This window comes from Ruegeria sp. G12, assembly GCF_056533565.1.
In genome coordinates this window covers 456,915-474,811 of the sequence record NZ_JBQFOO010000001.1, presented here as the reverse complement: position 1 = coordinate 474,811, position 17,897 = coordinate 456,915, and the positions used below count along the sequence as shown (strand labels likewise).

The 17,897-nt window shown below is 56.6% G+C and carries 17 protein-coding genes and 1 pseudogene; 9 read left to right on the top strand and 9 right to left on the bottom strand.

Annotated features, from left to right (window positions below; all coding sequences use genetic code 11):
* Window positions 1-90 precede the first annotated feature (90 nt).
* From ACR0JN_RS02385 to ACR0JN_RS02375, 3 genes are all read left to right on the top strand, one after another.
* Window positions 91-789, top strand: coding sequence for a hypothetical protein (locus ACR0JN_RS02385; RefSeq protein ID WP_480883936.1), 699 nt, complete (start codon window positions 91-93; stop codon window positions 787-789).
* Between the two features lie 25 nt (window positions 790-814).
* A complete protein-coding gene (locus tag ACR0JN_RS02380; protein WP_480883935.1) occupies window positions 815-1,630 on the top strand; it encodes an outer membrane protein in 816 nt (271 codons plus the stop codon).
* A gap of 315 nt (window positions 1,631-1,945) precedes the next feature.
* Window positions 1,946-2,578, top strand: coding sequence for a tyrosine-type recombinase/integrase (locus ACR0JN_RS02375; RefSeq protein WP_480883934.1), 633 nt, complete (start codon window positions 1,946-1,948; stop codon window positions 2,576-2,578).
* Between the two features lie 95 nt (window positions 2,579-2,673).
* Here the strand turns inward: ACR0JN_RS02375 and ACR0JN_RS02370 are convergent, their stop codons facing one another.
* Genes ACR0JN_RS02370 through ACR0JN_RS02345 form a run of 6 tightly spaced genes read right to left on the bottom strand, consistent with a single transcriptional unit; the run spans window position 2,674 to window position 8,761 of the window.
* The gene (locus tag ACR0JN_RS02370) at window positions 2,674-3,381 is read right to left on the bottom strand and encodes an IS6 family transposase (protein WP_480883933.1); all 708 of its coding nucleotides are present in this window, start codon (window positions 3,379-3,381) and stop codon (window positions 2,674-2,676) included.
* 59 nt (window positions 3,382-3,440) lie between these two features.
* Window positions 3,441-4,418 (bottom strand): HpcH/HpaI aldolase/citrate lyase family protein, encoded by a 978-nt coding sequence (locus ACR0JN_RS02365; RefSeq protein WP_480883932.1) that lies wholly within the window; start codon window positions 4,416-4,418, stop codon window positions 3,441-3,443.
* Window positions 4,419-4,445: 27 nt separating this feature from the next.
* Window positions 4,446-5,417, bottom strand: a complete 972-nt coding sequence (locus ACR0JN_RS02360; protein ID WP_480818973.1) for a 2-hydroxyacid dehydrogenase — start codon at window positions 5,415-5,417, stop codon at window positions 4,446-4,448.
* Window positions 5,417-6,307, bottom strand: a complete 891-nt coding sequence (gene sucD / locus ACR0JN_RS02355; RefSeq protein ID WP_480818974.1) for a succinate--CoA ligase subunit alpha — start codon at window positions 6,305-6,307, stop codon at window positions 5,417-5,419. The genes ACR0JN_RS02360 and sucD overlap by 1 nt, the downstream gene beginning before the upstream one ends.
* Window positions 6,307-7,503 (bottom strand): malate--CoA ligase subunit beta, encoded by a 1,197-nt coding sequence (locus ACR0JN_RS02350; protein WP_480818975.1) that lies wholly within the window; start codon window positions 7,501-7,503, stop codon window positions 6,307-6,309. Before ACR0JN_RS02350 ends, sucD begins: the two co-directional genes overlap by 1 nt.
* A gap of 16 nt (window positions 7,504-7,519) precedes the next feature.
* On the bottom strand, window positions 7,520-8,761 hold the full coding sequence (locus tag ACR0JN_RS02345; RefSeq protein ID WP_480883931.1) for a pyridoxal-phosphate-dependent aminotransferase family protein: 1,242 nt from the start codon (window positions 8,759-8,761) through the stop codon (window positions 7,520-7,522).
* Between the two features lie 216 nt (window positions 8,762-8,977).
* On the opposite strand from ACR0JN_RS02345, the gene ACR0JN_RS02340 reads away from it, so the two are divergent.
* A complete protein-coding gene (locus ACR0JN_RS02340) occupies window positions 8,978-9,607 on the top strand; it encodes a LuxR C-terminal-related transcriptional regulator (protein ID WP_480883930.1) in 630 nt (209 codons plus the stop codon).
* Window positions 9,608-9,734: 127 nt separating this feature from the next.
* Here ACR0JN_RS02340 and ACR0JN_RS02335 read toward each other — a convergent pair.
* Window positions 9,735-9,941, bottom strand: a pseudogene (locus tag ACR0JN_RS02335) (IS6 family transposase); the annotation flags it as partial.
* 481 nt (window positions 9,942-10,422) lie between these two features.
* On the opposite strand from ACR0JN_RS02335, the gene dctP reads away from it, so the two are divergent.
* The 4 genes from dctP (at window position 10,423) to ACR0JN_RS02315 (ending at window position 15,357) form a co-directional block, all read left to right on the top strand.
* Entirely contained in the window at window positions 10,423-11,433 is a 1,011-nt protein-coding gene (gene dctP / locus ACR0JN_RS02330) for a TRAP transporter substrate-binding protein DctP (RefSeq protein WP_480818978.1), read from the top strand.
* Window positions 11,434-11,440: 7 nt separating this feature from the next.
* Complete coding sequence (locus ACR0JN_RS02325; protein ID WP_480883928.1) at window positions 11,441-11,959, top strand: TRAP transporter small permease; 519 nt, start codon at window positions 11,441-11,443, stop codon at window positions 11,957-11,959.
* Between the two features lie 23 nt (window positions 11,960-11,982).
* Window positions 11,983-13,275: a TRAP transporter large permease gene (locus tag ACR0JN_RS02320; protein ID WP_480883927.1), complete on the top strand. Its 1,293-nt coding sequence runs from the start codon at window positions 11,983-11,985 to the stop codon at window positions 13,273-13,275.
* 450 nt (window positions 13,276-13,725) lie between these two features.
* Window positions 13,726-15,357, top strand: coding sequence for a BCCT family transporter (locus ACR0JN_RS02315; protein WP_480883925.1), 1,632 nt, complete (start codon window positions 13,726-13,728; stop codon window positions 15,355-15,357).
* 300 nt (window positions 15,358-15,657) lie between these two features.
* On the opposite strand, the gene ACR0JN_RS02310 is transcribed toward ACR0JN_RS02315, so the two are convergent.
* Entirely contained in the window at window positions 15,658-16,479 is an 822-nt protein-coding gene (locus ACR0JN_RS02310) for a prephenate dehydrogenase/arogenate dehydrogenase family protein (RefSeq protein ID WP_480883923.1), read from the bottom strand.
* 243 nt (window positions 16,480-16,722) lie between these two features.
* The gene (locus ACR0JN_RS02305; RefSeq protein ID WP_480883921.1) at window positions 16,723-17,304 is read right to left on the bottom strand and encodes a TetR/AcrR family transcriptional regulator; all 582 of its coding nucleotides are present in this window, start codon (window positions 17,302-17,304) and stop codon (window positions 16,723-16,725) included.
* An 86-nt stretch (window positions 17,305-17,390) separates the two neighbouring features.
* Between ACR0JN_RS02305 and ACR0JN_RS02300 the strand changes: the two genes are divergently transcribed.
* Window positions 17,391-17,867 (top strand): cupin domain-containing protein, encoded by a 477-nt coding sequence (locus tag ACR0JN_RS02300; RefSeq protein ID WP_480883919.1) that lies wholly within the window; start codon window positions 17,391-17,393, stop codon window positions 17,865-17,867.
* Window positions 17,868-17,897 lie beyond the last annotated feature (30 nt).

The window sequence follows — 17,897 nt, the reverse complement described above, 5'->3', positions numbered from 1 at the left end:
GCCACCGTCTCATCAATCGCACGAAGTCTTTTCAGGTACACGATGGCCCGCCACTTCACTATCCAATCAATCCTGACGTCCGTGTTGCTGATGGCGGGGTTCGCTGCCGGAGCAGAGGAAAACGCGTCAAACCCCTTGGCTGCGGTCAACAATACGGACATTCGCTACCAGTACTTTGATCTAGAAGGCGGGGTAGACCGTCAGGATGCGTTCATCGATGGCGCATATATGTTGCGCCCTGATCTGAAGCTAAAGTACGAACTCCACTACAATTCGACAAACGCGACTGGCCAGCGGTTCAACGGGTTTGAAAAAACCAGCTTCAAACTGATCTATTTTCCGTCGCAGAAGCCTTTGAATAGCACTTGGACCGTCAAATCCGCGCTCGGGCTGGAATGGATCCTGGACTTAGGCGACCCCGATGAAGGCGTCGGTACCGGGTCCGATCAGATCGCCCCGTTCGGCGGTTTCGCCTTTGCAAACACTAACACCGGGCTGACGTTGATCCCTCTGGTTCAACATTTCGCGTCCTACAATGGCCCGACCGATGTCAGCCAAACCGCTATGCGCCTGATTGCGCTTCAACCGTTTGGCGAGGGGTATTGGGCCAAAGCGGATATCAAAGCGCCCTATGATTGGGAAAACGATGCCTGGCCCGCGACTGCCGAGCTTCAGATCGGCAAAAATCTCAGCCCCGGTATCGCCCTCTACGCAGATGTGCTGATCGGGATTGGTGCTGATCGGCCCTATGACCAAGGAGCCGGGATCGGCCTCAGATTCAACTACTAGGTCTTTTTAACTAAAGGAAACCGCCATGCCCCACCCCTCATCTCTCAGCGCCATGGCGCTTGCGACAAGCCTTCTAACGCTGCCTTTGATTGCATCTGCTCAATCGCTGCCCACGCCGGATCAGGACGAAACCGGCTGGCGTCATGGTGTTGCGTTCTATCTGTTCACACCCTTGCGAACCACAGGCACATCCACCGTGGCCGGACAATCCGCCGACCTGGATCTGGACCTTGGTGACGTACTGGATGTGCTCGATTTCGCGGCGGCAGGTCGATATGAAGCATGGCGAGGGGATTTTGGCATAATTCTCGATGCCAATTACGTCGGGATAGAACAAGATACAACTTTGCCCGGCCCTCTGGGTGCCGGGATTAACGTCGATGTTCGTCAAGAATGGTTTGGTCTTCTGGCGGCTTATCGGGTCGCAGATGCTGTATATGGTGCGAAAAACTTGCGTTACGCAGTCGATATCCAAGGCGGCCTCAGATACAATTCCATCCGTCAGGAAATCGACATAACCACTCCAGGTCTGGGAAATCCACCTGTATTAGGCGGTGATCAGGATTGGATAGAACCTGTCCTTGGCGTGCGCGGAATGTGGCGGCTGAGCCCCAAATGGACTGGGATTGCTTCTCTGGAACTTGGCGGGTTTGGAGCTGGCGGAAACGACTTGCAGATCGGTGCGAATGTAGGATTTGACTACCAACCTTGGGAGAAAACGGCACTTACATTTGGTTATCGCTATTTCAGCGTCGACTACAGCGACACATTGAATTCCGGCGACTTTGCTTACGACGTCGATCAGCATGGCCCGTACTTTGGCCTAAAGTACTTCTTCTAGTTGGAAGACACGAAATCGAACTGCCCAAAAAGGCATTTCGATTTGAATGTGATGCTTGGACAACTAAACCGAGACAGACCCAACTCTGGTGCGATCGTGCCCGTCGGTAAGGCAATCAGCAAGTTGGGAGGCACCCTGACTCACAAACAACTTCGCCAACAACTGAGACGGAAACCCGCCATTCGCACAGAGTGCAACATCGGTCATTCTGGGCTCGATGCAGACCTCGGAGTCAGCGCAGAAATCCTTTGATATGGTACCTTGTCAACGTCGGGTTGTCGCTTTGGGAGGGAATGGCGGATCGGAGGATCAGTCATGGAATCACCAAACTTACCGGCCATTCGCGCGCTTCGCCCAGCTTGGAACAAAGGACGCATCGTTGGCCAGAAACGACCGCTGAAGCCAAAGCACGTCTGGGCAATCCGAGTTCGACTTGAACTGGCCGAGAACCATCGCGATCTCGCGCTGTTCAATATGGCAATCGACAGCAAACTTCGTGGCTGTGATCTTGTAAGGATGAAAGTCGTCGACGTAATGGCATCGGGACAGATCAAAGAGCGCGCATCCGTCCTGCAAAGCAAAACTCAGAAACCAGTCCGCTTCGAGATTTCCGAGGGCACGCGTGCTTCAGTCGAAAAGTGGATGGAGGACGAACTCATGGTAGGCTCGGAGTATCTTTGGCCTGGCCGTTTCCATGAGCGCCTGCACATTTCAACACGCCAGTATGCGCGGATCGTCCGTGATTGGGTCACATCCATTGGCCTTGAGGCAAGCGCATACGGAACGCATTCGATGCGGCGTACCAAAGTAACCCAGATCTACAAGAAGACTGGCAACCTGCGCGCCGTGCAGTTGCTTCTTGGGCATACGAAGATGGACAGCACAGTCAGATATCTGGGTGTCGAACTTGAAGACGCCCTAGCTATCGCCGAAGCCATTGAAATCTAGTGCAGTTGGGTCGCTTTCACTGGCGGCCCTTAGCGGACCTATGGTGCTGTCAGACGAATTCGAACCAGTCTCAGTTTGCCACGGAAACCGCGAACTTATCCGGAACAAAGCTGACGCCACTCGGCAAGAGCGGCGATGCGCGTCAGCTCGAAGGTGTCTCTGGTGGCGAGCGATCTTTCCTGGTTGAAGTGATTGTAGACGCAGGAATGGACGGAGGCGAATTTCTGTAAACTTCGCATGCGCCTGAAACGCTGCATCGCGCGTTCGCGTCGTCGGAAAGGAAGGTGCGAATTCTCAACGCGGTTGTTGAGCCACCTGCCCGTCCTTTGTTTTTTGGTTGCGCCAAGCTCTCTGAGAGCGGCCCGATACGATGCGAAGCGATCCGTGACGACGTTTTTCGCCTTACCGTGTCGCTTCATTAATTTCTTGAGGAATTTCAGAGCTGCAGCTTTGTTTCGACGTTTTGTGACAACAGCTTCCAGCACCTCCCCTTCGTGATCAACAGCCCGCCAAAGATAATGCCGCTTGCCACGCACCTTCACGAAAACCTCGTCAACGTGCCACTTCCATTTGGAGAAGGCCCGCAGTTGCTGAACGCGCTTCCGTCTGATCTCAGCAGCAAACATTGGGCCAAACCTGTTCCACCAATATCGGACGGTTTCGTGGCTTACGTCGATGCCTCGCTCATGCAACAGATCTTCGACATTCCGAAGCGAGAGAGGGAAACGGATGTACAGCATCACCGCAAGGCGGATGATCTCGGGACTGGTTTTGAAGTACTTAAAGGAGGCAGATTTGGTCATGGGCAAAAGCTACGCAACCGCCCTGACCGCCTCAAGCCAAATTCTTCTGACAAGACCGATCAGGCCGCTGCGATCTGGCGCGCCTTTTCAACCATCACTTCAGCCTGCCGGATCGAGGCATAATCGATCAGGCGGCCATCCAGAGATACCGCGCCTTTGCCTGCGGTTTCGGCCTCGGCCATGGCAACAAGGATACGCTGCGCCTTAGTGACTTCAGCGTCGCTGGGCGACATGACCTCATTGGCCAGCACGATCTGGCTGGGGTGAATGGCCCATTTTCCTTCGCAGCCCAGAACAGCGGCACGTTTGGCGGCAGCCTTGTATCCTTCGGAGTCCTGAAAGTCGCCAAACGGCCCGTCAATTGGGCGAAGGCCGTTGGCACGCGCGGCGACAACCATACGGGCCAGCGCATAGTGCCACATATCACCCCAGTGGGTCGCGCGGGCCGCGTCGCCATCGGGGTCAGTCAGCACCGAGTAATCGGAGTTCACACCGCCAATGATCGTGGTACGCGCACGGGTCGAAGCGGCATAGTCCGCTACGCCGAAATGCAGGCTCTCGTTGCGTTTCGAGGCAGCTGCGATCTCGCTAACGTTTTGCATGCCCAAGGCGGTTTCGATGATGTGCTCGAACCCGATGCGCTTCTTGTAGCCCATCGCGTCTTCGATTTGAGTGACCATCATGTCGACGGCATAGACATCCGCAGCGGTGCCGACCTTGGGGATCATGATCAGGTCAAGACGCTCTCCGGCCTGTTCCACAACATCCACCACGTCGCGATACATGTAATGCGTGTCCAGCCCGTTGATGCGCACCGACATGGTCTTGCTGCCCCAGTCGATATCGTTCAGGGCCTGAATGATGTTCTTGCGGGCCTGCTCTTTTTCGTCCGGCGCAACCGCGTCTTCGAGATCGAGAAAGATCACGTCCACATCCGATTTCGCGGCCTTTTCAAACATGCCAGGCTGGCTGCCGGGTACGGCGAGTTCACTACGGTTCAGGCGCGCGGGGGCTTGTTCGATGGCATAAAAGCTCATGGGTTTGGTCCTTTGAAGAGGGGTGCGTCAGATCACGCGGTCACGGGGTGGGCGGCCTGCGAAAAAGTCGCCCAGATTGTCCAGCACGCGAAAGCCCATGGCCTCGCGCGATTCCTTTGTGGCGCTGCCAAGATGCGGCAGCATCACCAGATTGTCGCATTGCAACAGGTCGGGGCTGATGCGCGGCTCACCATCAAAAACATCCAGTGCGGCCCCACCGATCGTGTCGAACATCAGCGACTGTACCAGAGCGTGCTCATCCACCACCTCACCGCGTGCGGTGTTGATCAGGAACGCTTCGGGTTTCATCAGGTCCAGCCTGCGCCCGTTGATCAGGTGCCGGTTCGCGGCCCCACCGGGGCAGTGCAGCGAGACGAAATCGCATTGCGGCAGCAGCGCGTCCACCGTCTCGACCTGCGTGGCGTTGAATTGCTTCAGCACGTCGGGCGATACGGCGCTGCGGTTCTGGACCACGATTTTCATGCCGAACCCGTGATGAGCACGGCGGGCCATTTCCTGACCGATGCGGCCAAAACCGATGATGCCCAGCGTCTTGCCGCTGACCTTGGTGCCCACCAGATGGGTCGGACGCCAGCCGGTCCAGCCACCTGCACGCAACTCGCGCTCACCTTCGCCCGCGCGGCGGGCGGCCATCAGCAGCAGCGTCATGGCCAGATCGGCGGTGCATTCGGACAGAACATCCGGCGTATTGGTGACGGTCATGCCCAGATAACGGGCAGACGGCTCACAGATATGACTGTAGCCAACGCCGTAATTGGCAAGGATTTTGGTTTGCGCGGCGGGGACGTCCAGCGCCTCGGCGCTGAGCGTGTCGGTCACTGTCGGCAGGACCGCATCATATTTTTTCAATGCCTCGCGGATCTCTCCCGGGGACATCGGAATGTCCCCGGTATTCAGCACGGTGTTATAGTTTTCGACCAGTTGCGCCTCGACGGCGGCAGGCCAGCGACGGGTGACAAAGACCGAAGGTTTGACCATTACGCAGCCTTTCCCATGACGCGGGCGATGGTTTCGCCGATCACCGCCGGGTTTTCGGCCACGGTCACACCCGCTGCCGACAAAATTTCCACCTTCTCGCTGGCACTTTCGCCAAAGGCCGAGATGATCGCACCGGCATGGCCCATTGTCCGGCCCTTTGGCGCGGTCAGACCCGCGACGTAGGCCACAACGGGCTTGGTGACGTGATCGCGGATGTATTCCGCAGCTTCGGCTTCCTGAGGGCCGCCGATTTCACCGATCATCGCAATCACCTCGGTGTCTTCGTCCTGTTCGAACCGCTCAAGGATATCGCGGAAGGACGAGCCGTTGATCGGGTCGCCACCGATGCCGACACTGGTCGAAACGCCGATGCCACGCTCTTTCAGCTGCGCAGCGGCCTCATAACCTAGCGTACCTGAACGACCGATGATGCCTACATTGCCTGGCAGATAGATATGGCCCGGCATAATCCCCAGCAACGCCTTGCCGGGGCTAATGGTTCCGGCACAGTTCGGACCGGTCAGGACCATGCGCTTGTCCTTGGGGTAGCGGTACATGTAGCGCTTGACGCGGATCATGTCCTGCGCGGGGATACCGTCCGTGATGCAGACGCAATAGCGGATGCCCGCGTCTGCGGCCTCCATGATCGAATCCGCCGCAAACGGAGGGGGCACGAAAACAAGGCTGGCTTCGGCACCGGTGGCCTCGACCGCCTGCTTAACGGTGTCGAAGACCGGAACGCCCTCAACGGTTTCTCGGCCTTTGCCAGGGACAACGCCACCGACGACATTGGTACCGTATTGCACCATATCCTTGGTGTGCAGGCGCGCCATACGTCCGGTGATGCCCTGAACGATAACGCGGGTGTCGCGGTCCAGAAGAATGCTCATTACACGGCCCTCATCTTGGTGTTTTGGGACAGATCGTTGCGCCATGCGCCTACGGCGCGTTCGGCGGCTTCCATCAGGGTAGTCGCGCGGATGATCGGCAGGCCCGATTTGGCCAAGATTTTCTGACCTTCCTCGACATTGGTGCCCGCCAGGCGCACAATGACCGGCAGGTCGATGTCAAGCTCGCGCAGCGCCTGCACGACGCCCTCGGCCACCCAGTCACAGCGGTTGATGCCCGCGAAGATGTTGACTAGAACCGCCTGAACGTTGTCATCGGACAGCACAAGACGGAAGGCCTTGGCCACCCGCTCGGGCGAGGCCCCGCCGCCAATATCCAGAAAGTTCGCCGGCTCGCCACCGGCCAGTTTGATCGTGTCCATCGTGGCCATGGCCAGACCGGCCCCGTTCACGATGCAGCCGATATTGCCGTCCAGCCCGACATAAGACAGACCGCGGTCTGCTGCGCGGCTTTCACGCGGGTCTTCTTGGCTTTTGTCGCGCAATTCCGAGATCTGCGGGTGACGGAACAAAGCGTTGTCGTCAAAGCTCATCTTTGCGTCCAGCGCCAGAACCCGGTCGTCGCCAGTGATGACCAGCGGGTTGATCTCGACCATAGTCGCGTCCAACTCGCTGAAGGCAGCATAGCAGCCCTGCAATGTGCGCACCATATGCTGGATCAGGCGCGGCTCGAGCCCCAGATTGAATGCGATCTCGCGCGCCTGAAATTCCTGTAGACCTACGGCGGGTTCAACGATCGAGCGCACGATGCTGTCAGGGCGTTCTGCGGAAATCTCTTCGATCTCCATCCCGCCTTCCGATGAGGCCACGATCATCACCCGCTGGCTGGAACGGTCCAGCACAAGGCCCAGATAAATCTCGCGATCAATGGGCACGGCAGATTCCACATAAACGCGGTAGATGCCCTTGCCCTCGGGACCGGTCTGGTGCGTCACCAGCTTGCGACCGAACATCTCATCACAAGCGTGGTGGATTTCATTTTCTGAATTGCACAACTTCACGCCCCCGGCCTTGCCACGCCCACCAGCATGGACCTGCGCCTTGACGATCCACTTGTCGCCACCCAGTTCGCGCGCGCGATATGCCGCCTGTTCCGGGCTGTAGGCCAAGGCACCCGAAGGGACCTCGACACCGAACTTCGACAGAAGCTCTTTTGCCTGATATTCGTGGATATCCATCTGCATTCCCTCCCGTTTATGCAGCGATAGATGTGCCGTAGCGGCTTTCCAGCAGCGCTTCGATGGCTTCGAAATCAACGGCGCCACCCATTTCGCGGATTGCCTCGGCAAACAGCCTGACGATACGGCTGATCGACTGGTGGTTCAGCTGGTTCAGAATGCCGATGCGGACCTGAACCGGGGCGCTCAGCGTTGGCCAGATGCCAAAGCCACGGGCGCGGCAGTTCTGCACCAGCTCCATCTCGCGCCCTTCCAGTTCTGCGGGCAGGTTCAGCACCACAAGGCTGGGCATGTCCGAGGTGACCTGGCAGCCCATCGCGGTGACGGCATCGCGCAGAACATCCTCATGCGTGCGATAGGAATGCGCGCGCTTGGCCAGCCCTTCCTGCAGGGTCAGGCGCAGAGATTCATGGAAAGCGGCGACGGCATAGCCCGAATGGGTGCGGTGATAGGTGCCCTTTTCCACGTCCTGTCCGTCAACGATACCCCAGTGGCGGGCCTCGAAAATCGGATTGTGGACGTAGGTATAAGCGCCCGAAGTTTTCAGCGCGTCGATATAGGCGTCGGTGAAGCTGACCGGCGCGTAGGTCAGCGGCAGGCAGCACAGGCCCTTCTGCGGGCACGAAGCCCAACCGGCGACGCCCGGATAGTCATCGATACGGAAATCCGCGACACCCAGCGACGACACAGCATCGATCAGACCCATCGCGCCGTGGCGTTTGCACGCATCCGAAAAACCCTGAATGTCGTTCACACGGCCCGAGCCGGTTTCCCAGTGTGCCATGAAAGCCCATTTCGGTTTGTGCTGAGCCAGAACCTCATCAACCATCTCGCCAGTAACCGGCTGGCCATGGGGGACTTCGATCACAGTCACGCTGCAGGCCTGCGGGTCCAGCGGGCTTACGGCGTGTTCAGCGGGCGTCGCCGCCTTGATCCGCAGGGTCAGCGCGTCGATGCCCGAGAAGGTGCCGTTGGTAAAAGCCACAACCCTATCACCGGGCATAACGGCCGAGAACATGGTATCCAGCCCACTCCAACCTGTACCGGCAACCGCGAAAGTATAGGTGTTGGCCGTACCCCAAATCTCACGCAGCATATACTTGCATTCGATCATGCCGCGCAGCACGTCGCCCTGCATGTGATCGGCAACGCCCGCGCTGGCAAAGGCCTGCAGAACGCGGGCGTCGGTGTTACCCGGACCGGGGCCTGCGGCCAGTGTCTCGGGGATTTCGAGTGTGGGGTAGATTTGAAAAGTCATGTGTTCCTCCAGAGCGGTCGAGGGCCTGACACCCTGTCGGTCGCATTGACGAAGAGGAAAACCGAAACTTGCACCGCTGCACAACGTAACTTACTACTGCTTTGGGATATCTATTTAGATGGGTAAATTACTACCCATATGGGTAAATATACAGATGTATACCATAGTTGATCCTACCCATATGGGTGGTTTAGGGTGAAAACAGGCAGGAAAACAATGTCCGACACATCTCAGCGCCCCATCGATGTCATGCTGGCAAACAACAACCCGCTGGTGCTGTCGGCCATGTCCGAGATTTTCGAACGCGACCCGCGATTCTCTTTGGTGGCGACCTCGGCCACCGCCGAGGGGTTTCTGGGCACGGTGATGCGAGTACCGGTTCAAGTCGGGATCGTGTCCTGGGAACTGCCCGCTTTGGGCGCGGCCAAGCTGATCGAGGTTCTGCGCGAACAGGCCAACACACCGCGCTTTGTGGTTTACGGGGATGAGGCCGGGGATGTGCCGCGACAGGCCATGCAGGCCGGGGCTGCCGGGTTCGCGCCGCGCTCGGGTGAGGTCGAAGGCTTGCTGGAAACCTGTGTCGATGTGGCGAAAGGCAAGATGGTCTTTCCCTTCATCGACGTACGCAAGATGCAGCAGAACCCGTTGCAAACCCTGTCGCGCAAAGAGCTTGCGATCCTTGAGGCGCTGGCCAAAGGCATGTCGAACAGGGAATTGTCGAAAGAGCTGCAAATCTCTACCAATACAGTGAAGTTCCACCTTTCGAATATCTATGAAAAGCTGTCGGTCAGAAATCGTGCGCAGGCTATTGCGTTCTTTTATGCATCAAAGGCGGACAACGGATAGATTAAGAGTGTGAATAAGCTGTACGAGTCATATGCGCCACTTCAATTCCGTCCGATGTTGCCGCTGCAGAAGCAAGACCTTTGAACCCGAGCCTATCTACCGCCGAGTGGTGGCACACCTAAGCGTCTTTCAATTTGATGTCGTTCTCTTCCATTCTCCAAGATGGGTAATACGGTCCTTTTCGCTGGCGCGCTGTTTCTGCGATCGCACCGTAACAAAGTGTGTACCATCGGTTAAGCGTGCAGTAGTCAACCGAAACGCCTAGCTCGGGCATGAGTGTTTCCTTATCCCGGTATGACACTCCGTATCGGACATAGAAGAACACTGCACACATTTGAAGGAGGTCATGAGCCAACCTCCACTCAGGTACTGGCGATCGCACACAAAGGCCGATGGTCAGAACTTTGTAGTGCGAGTTGCCAATAAATCAAAACCCACGTTTAGCAGTGAGGCGGCTTTGAGCTCGGGCGGAGGCGAGATAAAATTTTCCTAGTAACAGTTTTTGGTCCACTAAAGCCCACTTCGCTCAAAGATTATGAAGTCAAAGGAAAAACCCAACAACAAAATCTCAGCCAATGATACTCCGATACTTTAGCAAAGAGCCGCCGCCCTCGTCCGATTCAATAGCGCTCTGTGATCCCGACGCAGGTATAACTTGCAAGAGTCCCAGCTATTTCTATGCTTGCAATCGGCAGAGTTGCGACATCGATTATCTACCTTAAACCAGTAGTCAAATTCATCTCGCGCGCCACAAAACATCAAAATCTAAGTGCCCTACAATGAGACGAACGTTCAACCCATCAGGAGGAAGAAACATGAAGAGAATTTTCCAGGCCAAGGCCTTCGGTACAGCTGCTTTCCTGTCGGTTGTCGCTCCGGCGGGTGCTGAAGAGTGGCGTTTCAACAATTTCCTGCCAGAAACCCGCCCTGAATCTGCGGAACTGGAACGTTTTGTCGAAGACGTAAACGCCGCCCTCGACGGCGATAGTGAATTGAAGCTGTACAGCGGTGGCTCGCTAGGCCTGCCCAATACCGACACGTTGAGGTTCCTGCCAAAGGGCGCGGTCGAGATGAGCCTGATCTGGGCGAACTACTTGGGGCGTGATGCCCCGGCGCTCAGTTCGGTTGTTGTTCAGGGCACAATCGGCTCGATTGAGGAGTTCGAGAAAGCAATCCCGACCGTTCGTGAAATCTATGAAGAAGAGTTTGCCGACTGGGGCGTGACCTCGGTGGGGTATGTCCCGATCCCGATGCTGTCTGTTTCGGTCTTCTGTCGGGACGAACCTGTTCGCACCATCGACGCGCTAAAATCCAAGAAGCTGCGCGTCTGGGCGCGTGATCAGGTTGAAACGTTCACACGTTTGGGTGTTGCCGCGCAGATCATCCCGCAGGAAGAAATGTATGTGGCCCTTAAAACCGGCGTGGTGGATTGTGCCCTATACCCGGCGCTTTATGCACATACGGTTTCGTTGCAGGAGGTCGCCAAATACGCGTCATTCCTGTACCCGATGGCGTCCGGCCCTTATGTGATCGGCGTGGCAACCGACAAATGGGACGCAACGGACGATGCCACCAAAGCGGCGATTGCCACCGCGGCAGATGCCTTGTGGGAGCGCACCAACCAATATGAGGATGATTTTGAGCGCGAACTGGCCGCACGCGACAAGCTGGGCGAAGAGGGCGTGACTTGGGGCGAAGACTTCTCGCAGGAAGACCGCGACCTGTTCGTGTCCAACGTGACCGAAATCTGGGCAGAACTGGCGGATGAGGCCGGCGGCAATGCGCCCGAATATCGCCAGCGGGTTCTGACCGCATTGGGCCGCTGATCTTCGGATGACGCGCATCGTGAAACACCTGATCGCGCGGGGGCTGGACCGTCTGGCCCTTGCGTGCGCTGCTGCGGCGGCGTTGGGGATGATTGCCATCGTCGGCCTCATCGTGACCAGCGTTCTGATGCGAAAATTCGCCAATACACCGCTGCACATTACCGAAGAAGTCGTGGGGCTTTTGCTGAGCGTCTCGTTGTTTCTCGGCCTGCCCATGGTGACGCTACGAGCCAAGCACGTGCGCGTCTCGCTGCTGGCGGACATGCTGAAAGGTAAGGCGCATGTAGCCTTGCAGATCGCCGCCCTGCTGGTCGGCATCGTGTTCTTCTTATGGCTGATCGTCGAGACCATCCCTTGGTTCGAGTTTGCCTTCAAACGCAACCTCAAGACCGAGACCACCCGGATTTTGCTCTATCCGTGGATGGCACTGATGCCGCTCTCACTCATACTAACCATGTCCATCTTTGTGGCGCGCCTGGTCGGCATTCTGGACCGGGTCGACGACGCCGAAGCTGACATCGAATGAATCCCCACCAAAGAGGCCCCTGAATGTCGTTCTGGCTTACGTTGACAGGCGTGCTCGTCGCCACCGCCGGGACAGGCGTGGCGCTTGGGGCCGCGCTTGGCCTGACCGGGCTTCTGATCCTGCACCTTTTCTCGAACGGGGCCACGTCTCTGGCGGTGGATGCGATCTGGAGTGTCTTTAATTCCTTCACCCTCAGCGCTGTTCCGATGTTCATCCTTCTGGGCGAAGTGCTGCTGCGTAGCGGGATCAGCGAAAAGGCCTATTCCGCCTTCTCGCCGCTGTTTCGCCGCTTACCGGGCGGGTTGCTGCACACCAACATCGCGGTTTGCACCCTGTTTGGCGCGGTCAGCGGCTCCAGCCTGTCGACGGCCGCGGCGGTGGGCTCGGTAGCTTACCCCGAGATGTCCAAACGCGGCTATGACAAAGATACAATCGTCGGCAGTCTGGCAGGTGGCGGTACACTGGGTCTGCTGATCCCGCCCAGCCTGTCCTTCCTGATTTACGGCGCGCTAACGGAGACCTCGATCGGTCGCCTGTTTGCCGCCGGGATCATCCCCGGATTTCTGGTGGGTCTGATGTTCATGGCCTATCTGTTTGTAAAAAGCGCCTGCAACCCGGCCATAGCCCCCCGCGATGAGACCCCGCTCCCCTTGCGGGAAACTCTGGCGGGCTTCAAACAGATCTGGCCTCTGCTGGCCCTGATCATTGCGGTCATCGGCAGCATCGTCGGAGGGTTGGCTACACCCACAGAGGCCGCAGGCGTTGGCGTGGTTCTGGCCGTGATCATCTCGTCTATCTGGGGCGACCTCACCTGGAGAAAGCTAGTAGAGGCCGTATATCAGTCCGTCTTGCTGTTCGCCTCGGTCGGGTTTCTGGTGCTGGGCGCGACCATTCTGGCGAAATCGACCAGCATTCTGGGCGTGCCGCAACAGATCCTTGAGGTCGTGGCCGAAAGCGGCATGGGCACCTACAGCGTGCTGCTGATCGTGGTGCTGATCTATCTGGTGCTGGGCTGCTTCTTTGATGGCCTGTCGCTGATGATCATGACCTTGCCAGTTGTGTTCCCCTTGCTGACCGGGCTAGGCTTTGATCCGATCTGGATTGGGGTCATTATCACCATCGTAATTGAGATCGGACAGGTCACGCCGCCAGTCGGGCTAAACCTGTCGGTGCTGACAGCCCTGACGAACAACGAGGTCAGCCTAGGCCGCGTCGCCATCGCAACGATCCCCTACTGGCTCATTCATCTGTTTGCCATCCTGATCCTGACGCTGTTCCCGGCACTGGCCCTGTTCCTGCCCGACCTTTTGTTTTGATAGGTTTATTCATTTTTTTGGGGTTCTGAGCAAAGCCTCGGCCTGAATGAAGAGGCGGCTTCGCGCTTCGAAAGTATTCGTCTTACGAGCCGGAAAGGCCTTTGGGCCCGATTGCTGTTTCACGATCATGGCTGGATCGCCGTATGGGAAGTATTGCACGGTCATCGGTTCCAAAGCCGGATGAATGGCGCAGAGTCAAAACTCATCGACGCAGGATGAGGAATCCTAAACACTTTGGGAAAGATCGGCCCCGCTCCTCCGTTAACTACTGTGTGATCTAAAATCGACGTGATTATGTCGCTTTTTGACGACTACTGGCCGCTTGGATGGCGCGGCGGAACTTATTGCGGCTAAAAATACCGGCACTGTGACGGCAAGAACCTCCGATCCCTACGGCTTATTGGCAATTGGGATGGATATGCCGCCAACAAATGTGGGAAGGAATTACTTATGTCAGACATTGTGGATGACCAAACCGAGGATATACCTCATCCAATCGAAACAGAGTATGAAGTCGGTCAGGACAACGTTAATCCGTTCGGGCTTGATATTCACAATCCGGTTTTTGCCATTTCCGGAATCTCTATTCTGGCATTTGTTCTGCTGACACTTGCATTTCAAGAACAGGCCGGTGGGTTTTTCAACTGGTTGCGGCCATTCCTGACTTCCAACTTTGCCTGGTTCTTTCTAAGCGCGGGTAACATCTTCCTGATCTTCTCGATCTTCCTGATGCTGTCGCCGCTAGGCAAAATCCGTCTGGGCGGTCAGGATGCCACACCTGACTACAGCTATACCGGCTGGTTCGCGATGCTGTTTGCTGCTGGAATGGGCATCGGCCTGCTGTTCTTTGGTGTATCCGAGCCAATGTCGCACTTCGCATCTTCGATGGGTGGAACCGCTGGCGACGCCGGGGCACGCACCGACTGGGCACCGCTGGGTGCTGCGGCCGGAGATCCCATTGCCGCCCGTGATCTGGGCATGGCGGCCACTATCTTCCACTGGGCACTGCACCCATGGGCCATCTATGCCGTTGTGGCATTGTCGCTGGCTTTTTTCACCTACAACAATGGCTTGCCGCTGACCCTACGGTCGGCGTTCTACCCTTTGCTGGGCGAACGTGTCTGGGGTTGGTGGGGTCATGTCATCGACATCACCGCCGTATTTGCAACGCTGTTTGGTCTGGCGACCTCGCTGGGTTTCGGCACGGAACAGGCGCTGGCCGGGTTCAATTACCTGTTCGGATGGGGCACCGGCGGCGTGGCCAAGGTGATCCTGATTGCGGTAATTACCGCGATTGCGCTTGTGTCGGTGATCCGGGGTCTGGATGGCGGCGTCAAGGTGCTATCCGAGATCAATATCGGGCTGGCGGCGATCCTGCTGCTGTTCGTGATCATCGTCGGGCCGACCGCCACGATCTTTGAAACGATCTTTGCTGGTGGTGTCGCCTACGCCAAGGAACTGATCCCGCTCTCTAACCCATTTGGTCGCGAAGACAGCAACTTCATGGAAGGCTGGACCGCGTTCTACTGGGCCTGGTGGATTTCCTGGTCGCCCTTCGTCGGCATGTTCATTGCCCGCGTGTCCCGTGGCCGGACTGTGCGCGAGTTCATCTTCTGCGTCATCGTTATCCCGATGCTGGTCGGCATCCTGTGGATGGGCGCTTTTGGCGGCGCTGCGGTTCATCAGGTAATCACCGATGCGTCCGCACCGGTTCAGGATGCAGCGCTTGAGCTCAAGCTGTTCGTTATGCTTGAGGCGCTGCCGCTGGCGACGATTACGTCGATCCTGGGTATCATCCTGGTTCTGGCATTCTTCGTTACATCGTCGGACTCGGGCTCGTTGGTGATCGACACAATCACCTCGGGTGGCAAGACCGACGCGCCGGTCGCTCAGCGGATCTTCTGGTGCACCTTCGAAGGTGTGGTGGCGGCGACGCTGCTGCTGGTTGGCGGCTCAGCGGCGCTTACGGCCTTGCAGGCCATGGCGGTTTCGACGGGCTTCCCGTTCACCATCGTTCTTCTGGCCATGTGCGTCAGCCTGTACATCGGGCTGAAGAGAGCCCAAAACGAGCTGAAAACTTAGACTTCTAACAAACAAAACGGGTGCCGAAGTTCCATTCTGCGGCACCCGTTTACATTGCAGAGAACCGGACTCGACGGTCTTGCCAGAAAACATCAACTTGAGTTGGGAAACTGGCTTGACAAGTGGATTGACCCAGCCTCCTGAAATCAGGCCATAGAGGTGTTAGCAATCCGTCCAAGCAAAGGATGGGCTATGAAACGCAGATTTAGCGACGAGCAGATCATTGGAATGATCAAGGAAAACACAATCGTTAGCAAGCCAATGGTCTGGCGGACATTGTTGTCCTTCGATGCCGCGCCATCAGTGTCTGCTTACGCTGTAGGGCGGTGTCCTCTGTGCCGTTTCCAGCTCGACACTCAAACTTGCGGCCAACTCAAAAAACTGCCGGCGCACGGTCTCGGAGTAAGGATTGGTCTTCTCAATCGCTTCGAATACTTCTGGCGCATCATGTTGAACCATGGAAATCGCCTCAGATAGTAAGTCAAAGCTCTTCGTTGTCATGCGCGTTGGTAGCGGTCCCATTCTCTGTAGTACTTTGGCTATGAGGTGAGTGAGCCCCTGGACAATTGCTGCTTCGCGGTCGTGATCTTCGGGGGTCGTCATGATTACATTCAGACCCAGAGTCTTGCGCAGAAACGCAGCAACCCTCGCATGTCGTCGTCCCTGAATGGGGCAGACCGCAATTTTTAGACCCTCAATACCTGTCGTGGCACTCTGTGGACCGAACAAGGGGTGAGACGCTACAATGTCTACATGGTTTGGTAGCAGCCGCCGCATGATTTCCGAGGGAATTACTTTAACTGAGCCAACATCGACAATCAGCGCGCCAGGTTTACAAGCAACCGCGATCTCGCCGACAACCTGCTCAAATGAGGACACTGGTGCTGCAATGAGGATCACATCAGCCTGCGAAACTGAGTGCAATGATGACAGGCGCACTCCGTGTTGCTTTGCGAGCTTGGCGACTTCCAGGGACGGATCGTAGGCCGTTATTTCGAAATGCTGGCCAAGATGAAGGGCTGCAAGTTGTCCGAATGCACCAAACCCCACGATGCCTAGCGACGTGTTTTGACTTCTTCTGTTGTTGTTCATTTTTCGACCTTTGAATTTGCCGCCCGGCACAAGGTCGATTGTATGTTGACCGCTGTCAGGGGCAGCGGAAAACCAATGATGAATTACCCGCAGCTATCGAAGCTGAGGAAAATAGTCCTGCGATGCGAAGAACAATCTGATCATGACATAAGCGATAAGGCACTCCGGAGAGCTGAGTCAACGATTTTGCTGCATATTCTCCGCCCTAAGGAGACGCTAAACTGGCGTGTATTTGCAACAGTTTCTGGACACAGTCGGCATCTGAATTCGGCCTCAATTTATTGGCAAGTATCGGTCCAACAGAGCATCGACCAACCCTTCCTGGAGTCGGTAGCCAGTTGCTTCGTCCACTCGCAAAATGTCTTCAAGGATAACAAGTTGTTCCATGCCCGTCGTCATGGACAACCGCTTCGCCAGGTCGTCAATTTCCTTCGGCTCAATCAATGTGTAAACTGGTGCAAGTGCTTCAGAAAAAGCCGCCACTCTTCTGGCGCCGCGCATTTTTACCGTTCCATCTTCAAGCGATGCCTTGAGTGATTCGGCCAGAAACTGCCGGAAGTGAGCCTCATGAACCCGAGAAAAATCCAGGTAGTAGCGCGCGACGACATGTACACGGTTCCTGACGTCATCCAGTCCCTCGAGAAGTTCTGACGTTGGAGTAACTTCAAGATCAAGCGTCGCATCCAAGGCTAAGACACTCGGGTCAGAAAAGTAACGATAGACCGTCGCACGGCTGGTTTTGGCGCGCTCAGCGACTTTTGCCAGCGTGACTTCCTTGCCTTCGGACATCAGGTCACGTGCAGCCGAAAGAAGTGCTTCTCGCGTTCGGTTGATTTGATTTGTACGAGGTGCCAATTTCAAGCCTTTTGTGATACACTTGTCTCATAATTAGATATGTGTATCATAAGAGAAGTATGTTTCAAGTAAAGGGAGTCGTAGTAATGGCTGGACCTCGCCCGCGAATTTATCATCTTCTTGGGAACTTGTTGACCTTTCACGCCTTTCCCAGTGAGACGGGAGATCGTTGCACAATCGTCGAGATAAAGACGGCGCCGGGTGCCGGCGCACCGCCCAATCATCATGCTGGCGAAGATGAGAGCTTCTATGTACTCGACGGTGAATTCGAGTTCTTTGTGAATGGCGAGACAGTCAACGTAAAAGCTGGTGACTTCGTCAAAGTTCCGGACGGTGCAGTCCACGCCTTTACATGCACCGGGGAACGGCCAGGCCGGTTACTTTGCATAAACGCCCCCGGCGCGATGCATGACACATTCTTTACGGAAGCTGGGGAAGCAATGCCTGATGGCACGACCGATATTCCGGCGCCAGAAGATGGACCACCAGACATTCCGGCGATCATGGCAGTAGCAGATCGAGTAGGAATGACGATCTTGGCGCCCGCGGATGCTCACAACTAACGAACGCGCTTACATAACTCCGGCCTGCGA

Excerpts from the sequence above, each read along its gene's own strand:
- ACR0JN_RS02340 (WP_480883930.1), top strand. The coding sequence starts at position 8,978 with ATGTCCGACACATCTCAGCGCCCCATCGATGTCATGCTGGCAAACAAC.
- ACR0JN_RS02375 (WP_480883934.1), top strand. The coding sequence starts at position 1,946 with ATGGAATCACCAAACTTACCGGCCATTCGCGCGCTTCGCCCAGCTTGG.
- ACR0JN_RS02370 (WP_480883933.1), bottom strand. The coding sequence starts at position 3,381 with ATGACCAAATCTGCCTCCTTTAAGTACTTCAAAACCAGTCCCGAGATC.
- ACR0JN_RS02345 (WP_480883931.1), bottom strand. The coding sequence starts at position 8,761 with ATGACTTTTCAAATCTACCCCACACTCGAAATCCCCGAGACACTGGCC.
- ACR0JN_RS02325 (WP_480883928.1), top strand. The coding sequence starts at position 11,441 with ATGACGCGCATCGTGAAACACCTGATCGCGCGGGGGCTGGACCGTCTG.
- ACR0JN_RS02385 (WP_480883936.1), top strand. The coding sequence starts at position 91 with ATGGCGGGGTTCGCTGCCGGAGCAGAGGAAAACGCGTCAAACCCCTTG.
- ACR0JN_RS02365 (WP_480883932.1), bottom strand. The coding sequence starts at position 4,418 with ATGAGCTTTTATGCCATCGAACAAGCCCCCGCGCGCCTGAACCGTAGT.
- ACR0JN_RS02380 (WP_480883935.1), top strand. The coding sequence starts at position 815 with ATGCCCCACCCCTCATCTCTCAGCGCCATGGCGCTTGCGACAAGCCTT.
- sucD (WP_480818974.1), bottom strand. The coding sequence starts at position 6,307 with ATGAGCATTCTTCTGGACCGCGACACCCGCGTTATCGTTCAGGGCATC.
- dctP (WP_480818978.1), top strand. The coding sequence starts at position 10,423 with ATGAAGAGAATTTTCCAGGCCAAGGCCTTCGGTACAGCTGCTTTCCTG.
- ACR0JN_RS02315 (WP_480883925.1), top strand. The coding sequence starts at position 13,726 with ATGTCAGACATTGTGGATGACCAAACCGAGGATATACCTCATCCAATC.
- ACR0JN_RS02300 (WP_480883919.1), top strand. The coding sequence starts at position 17,391 with ATGGCTGGACCTCGCCCGCGAATTTATCATCTTCTTGGGAACTTGTTG.
- ACR0JN_RS02320 (WP_480883927.1), top strand. The coding sequence starts at position 11,983 with ATGTCGTTCTGGCTTACGTTGACAGGCGTGCTCGTCGCCACCGCCGGG.
- ACR0JN_RS02350 (WP_480818975.1), bottom strand. The coding sequence starts at position 7,503 with ATGGATATCCACGAATATCAGGCAAAAGAGCTTCTGTCGAAGTTCGGT.
- ACR0JN_RS02360 (WP_480818973.1), bottom strand. The coding sequence starts at position 5,417 with ATGGTCAAACCTTCGGTCTTTGTCACCCGTCGCTGGCCTGCCGCCGTC.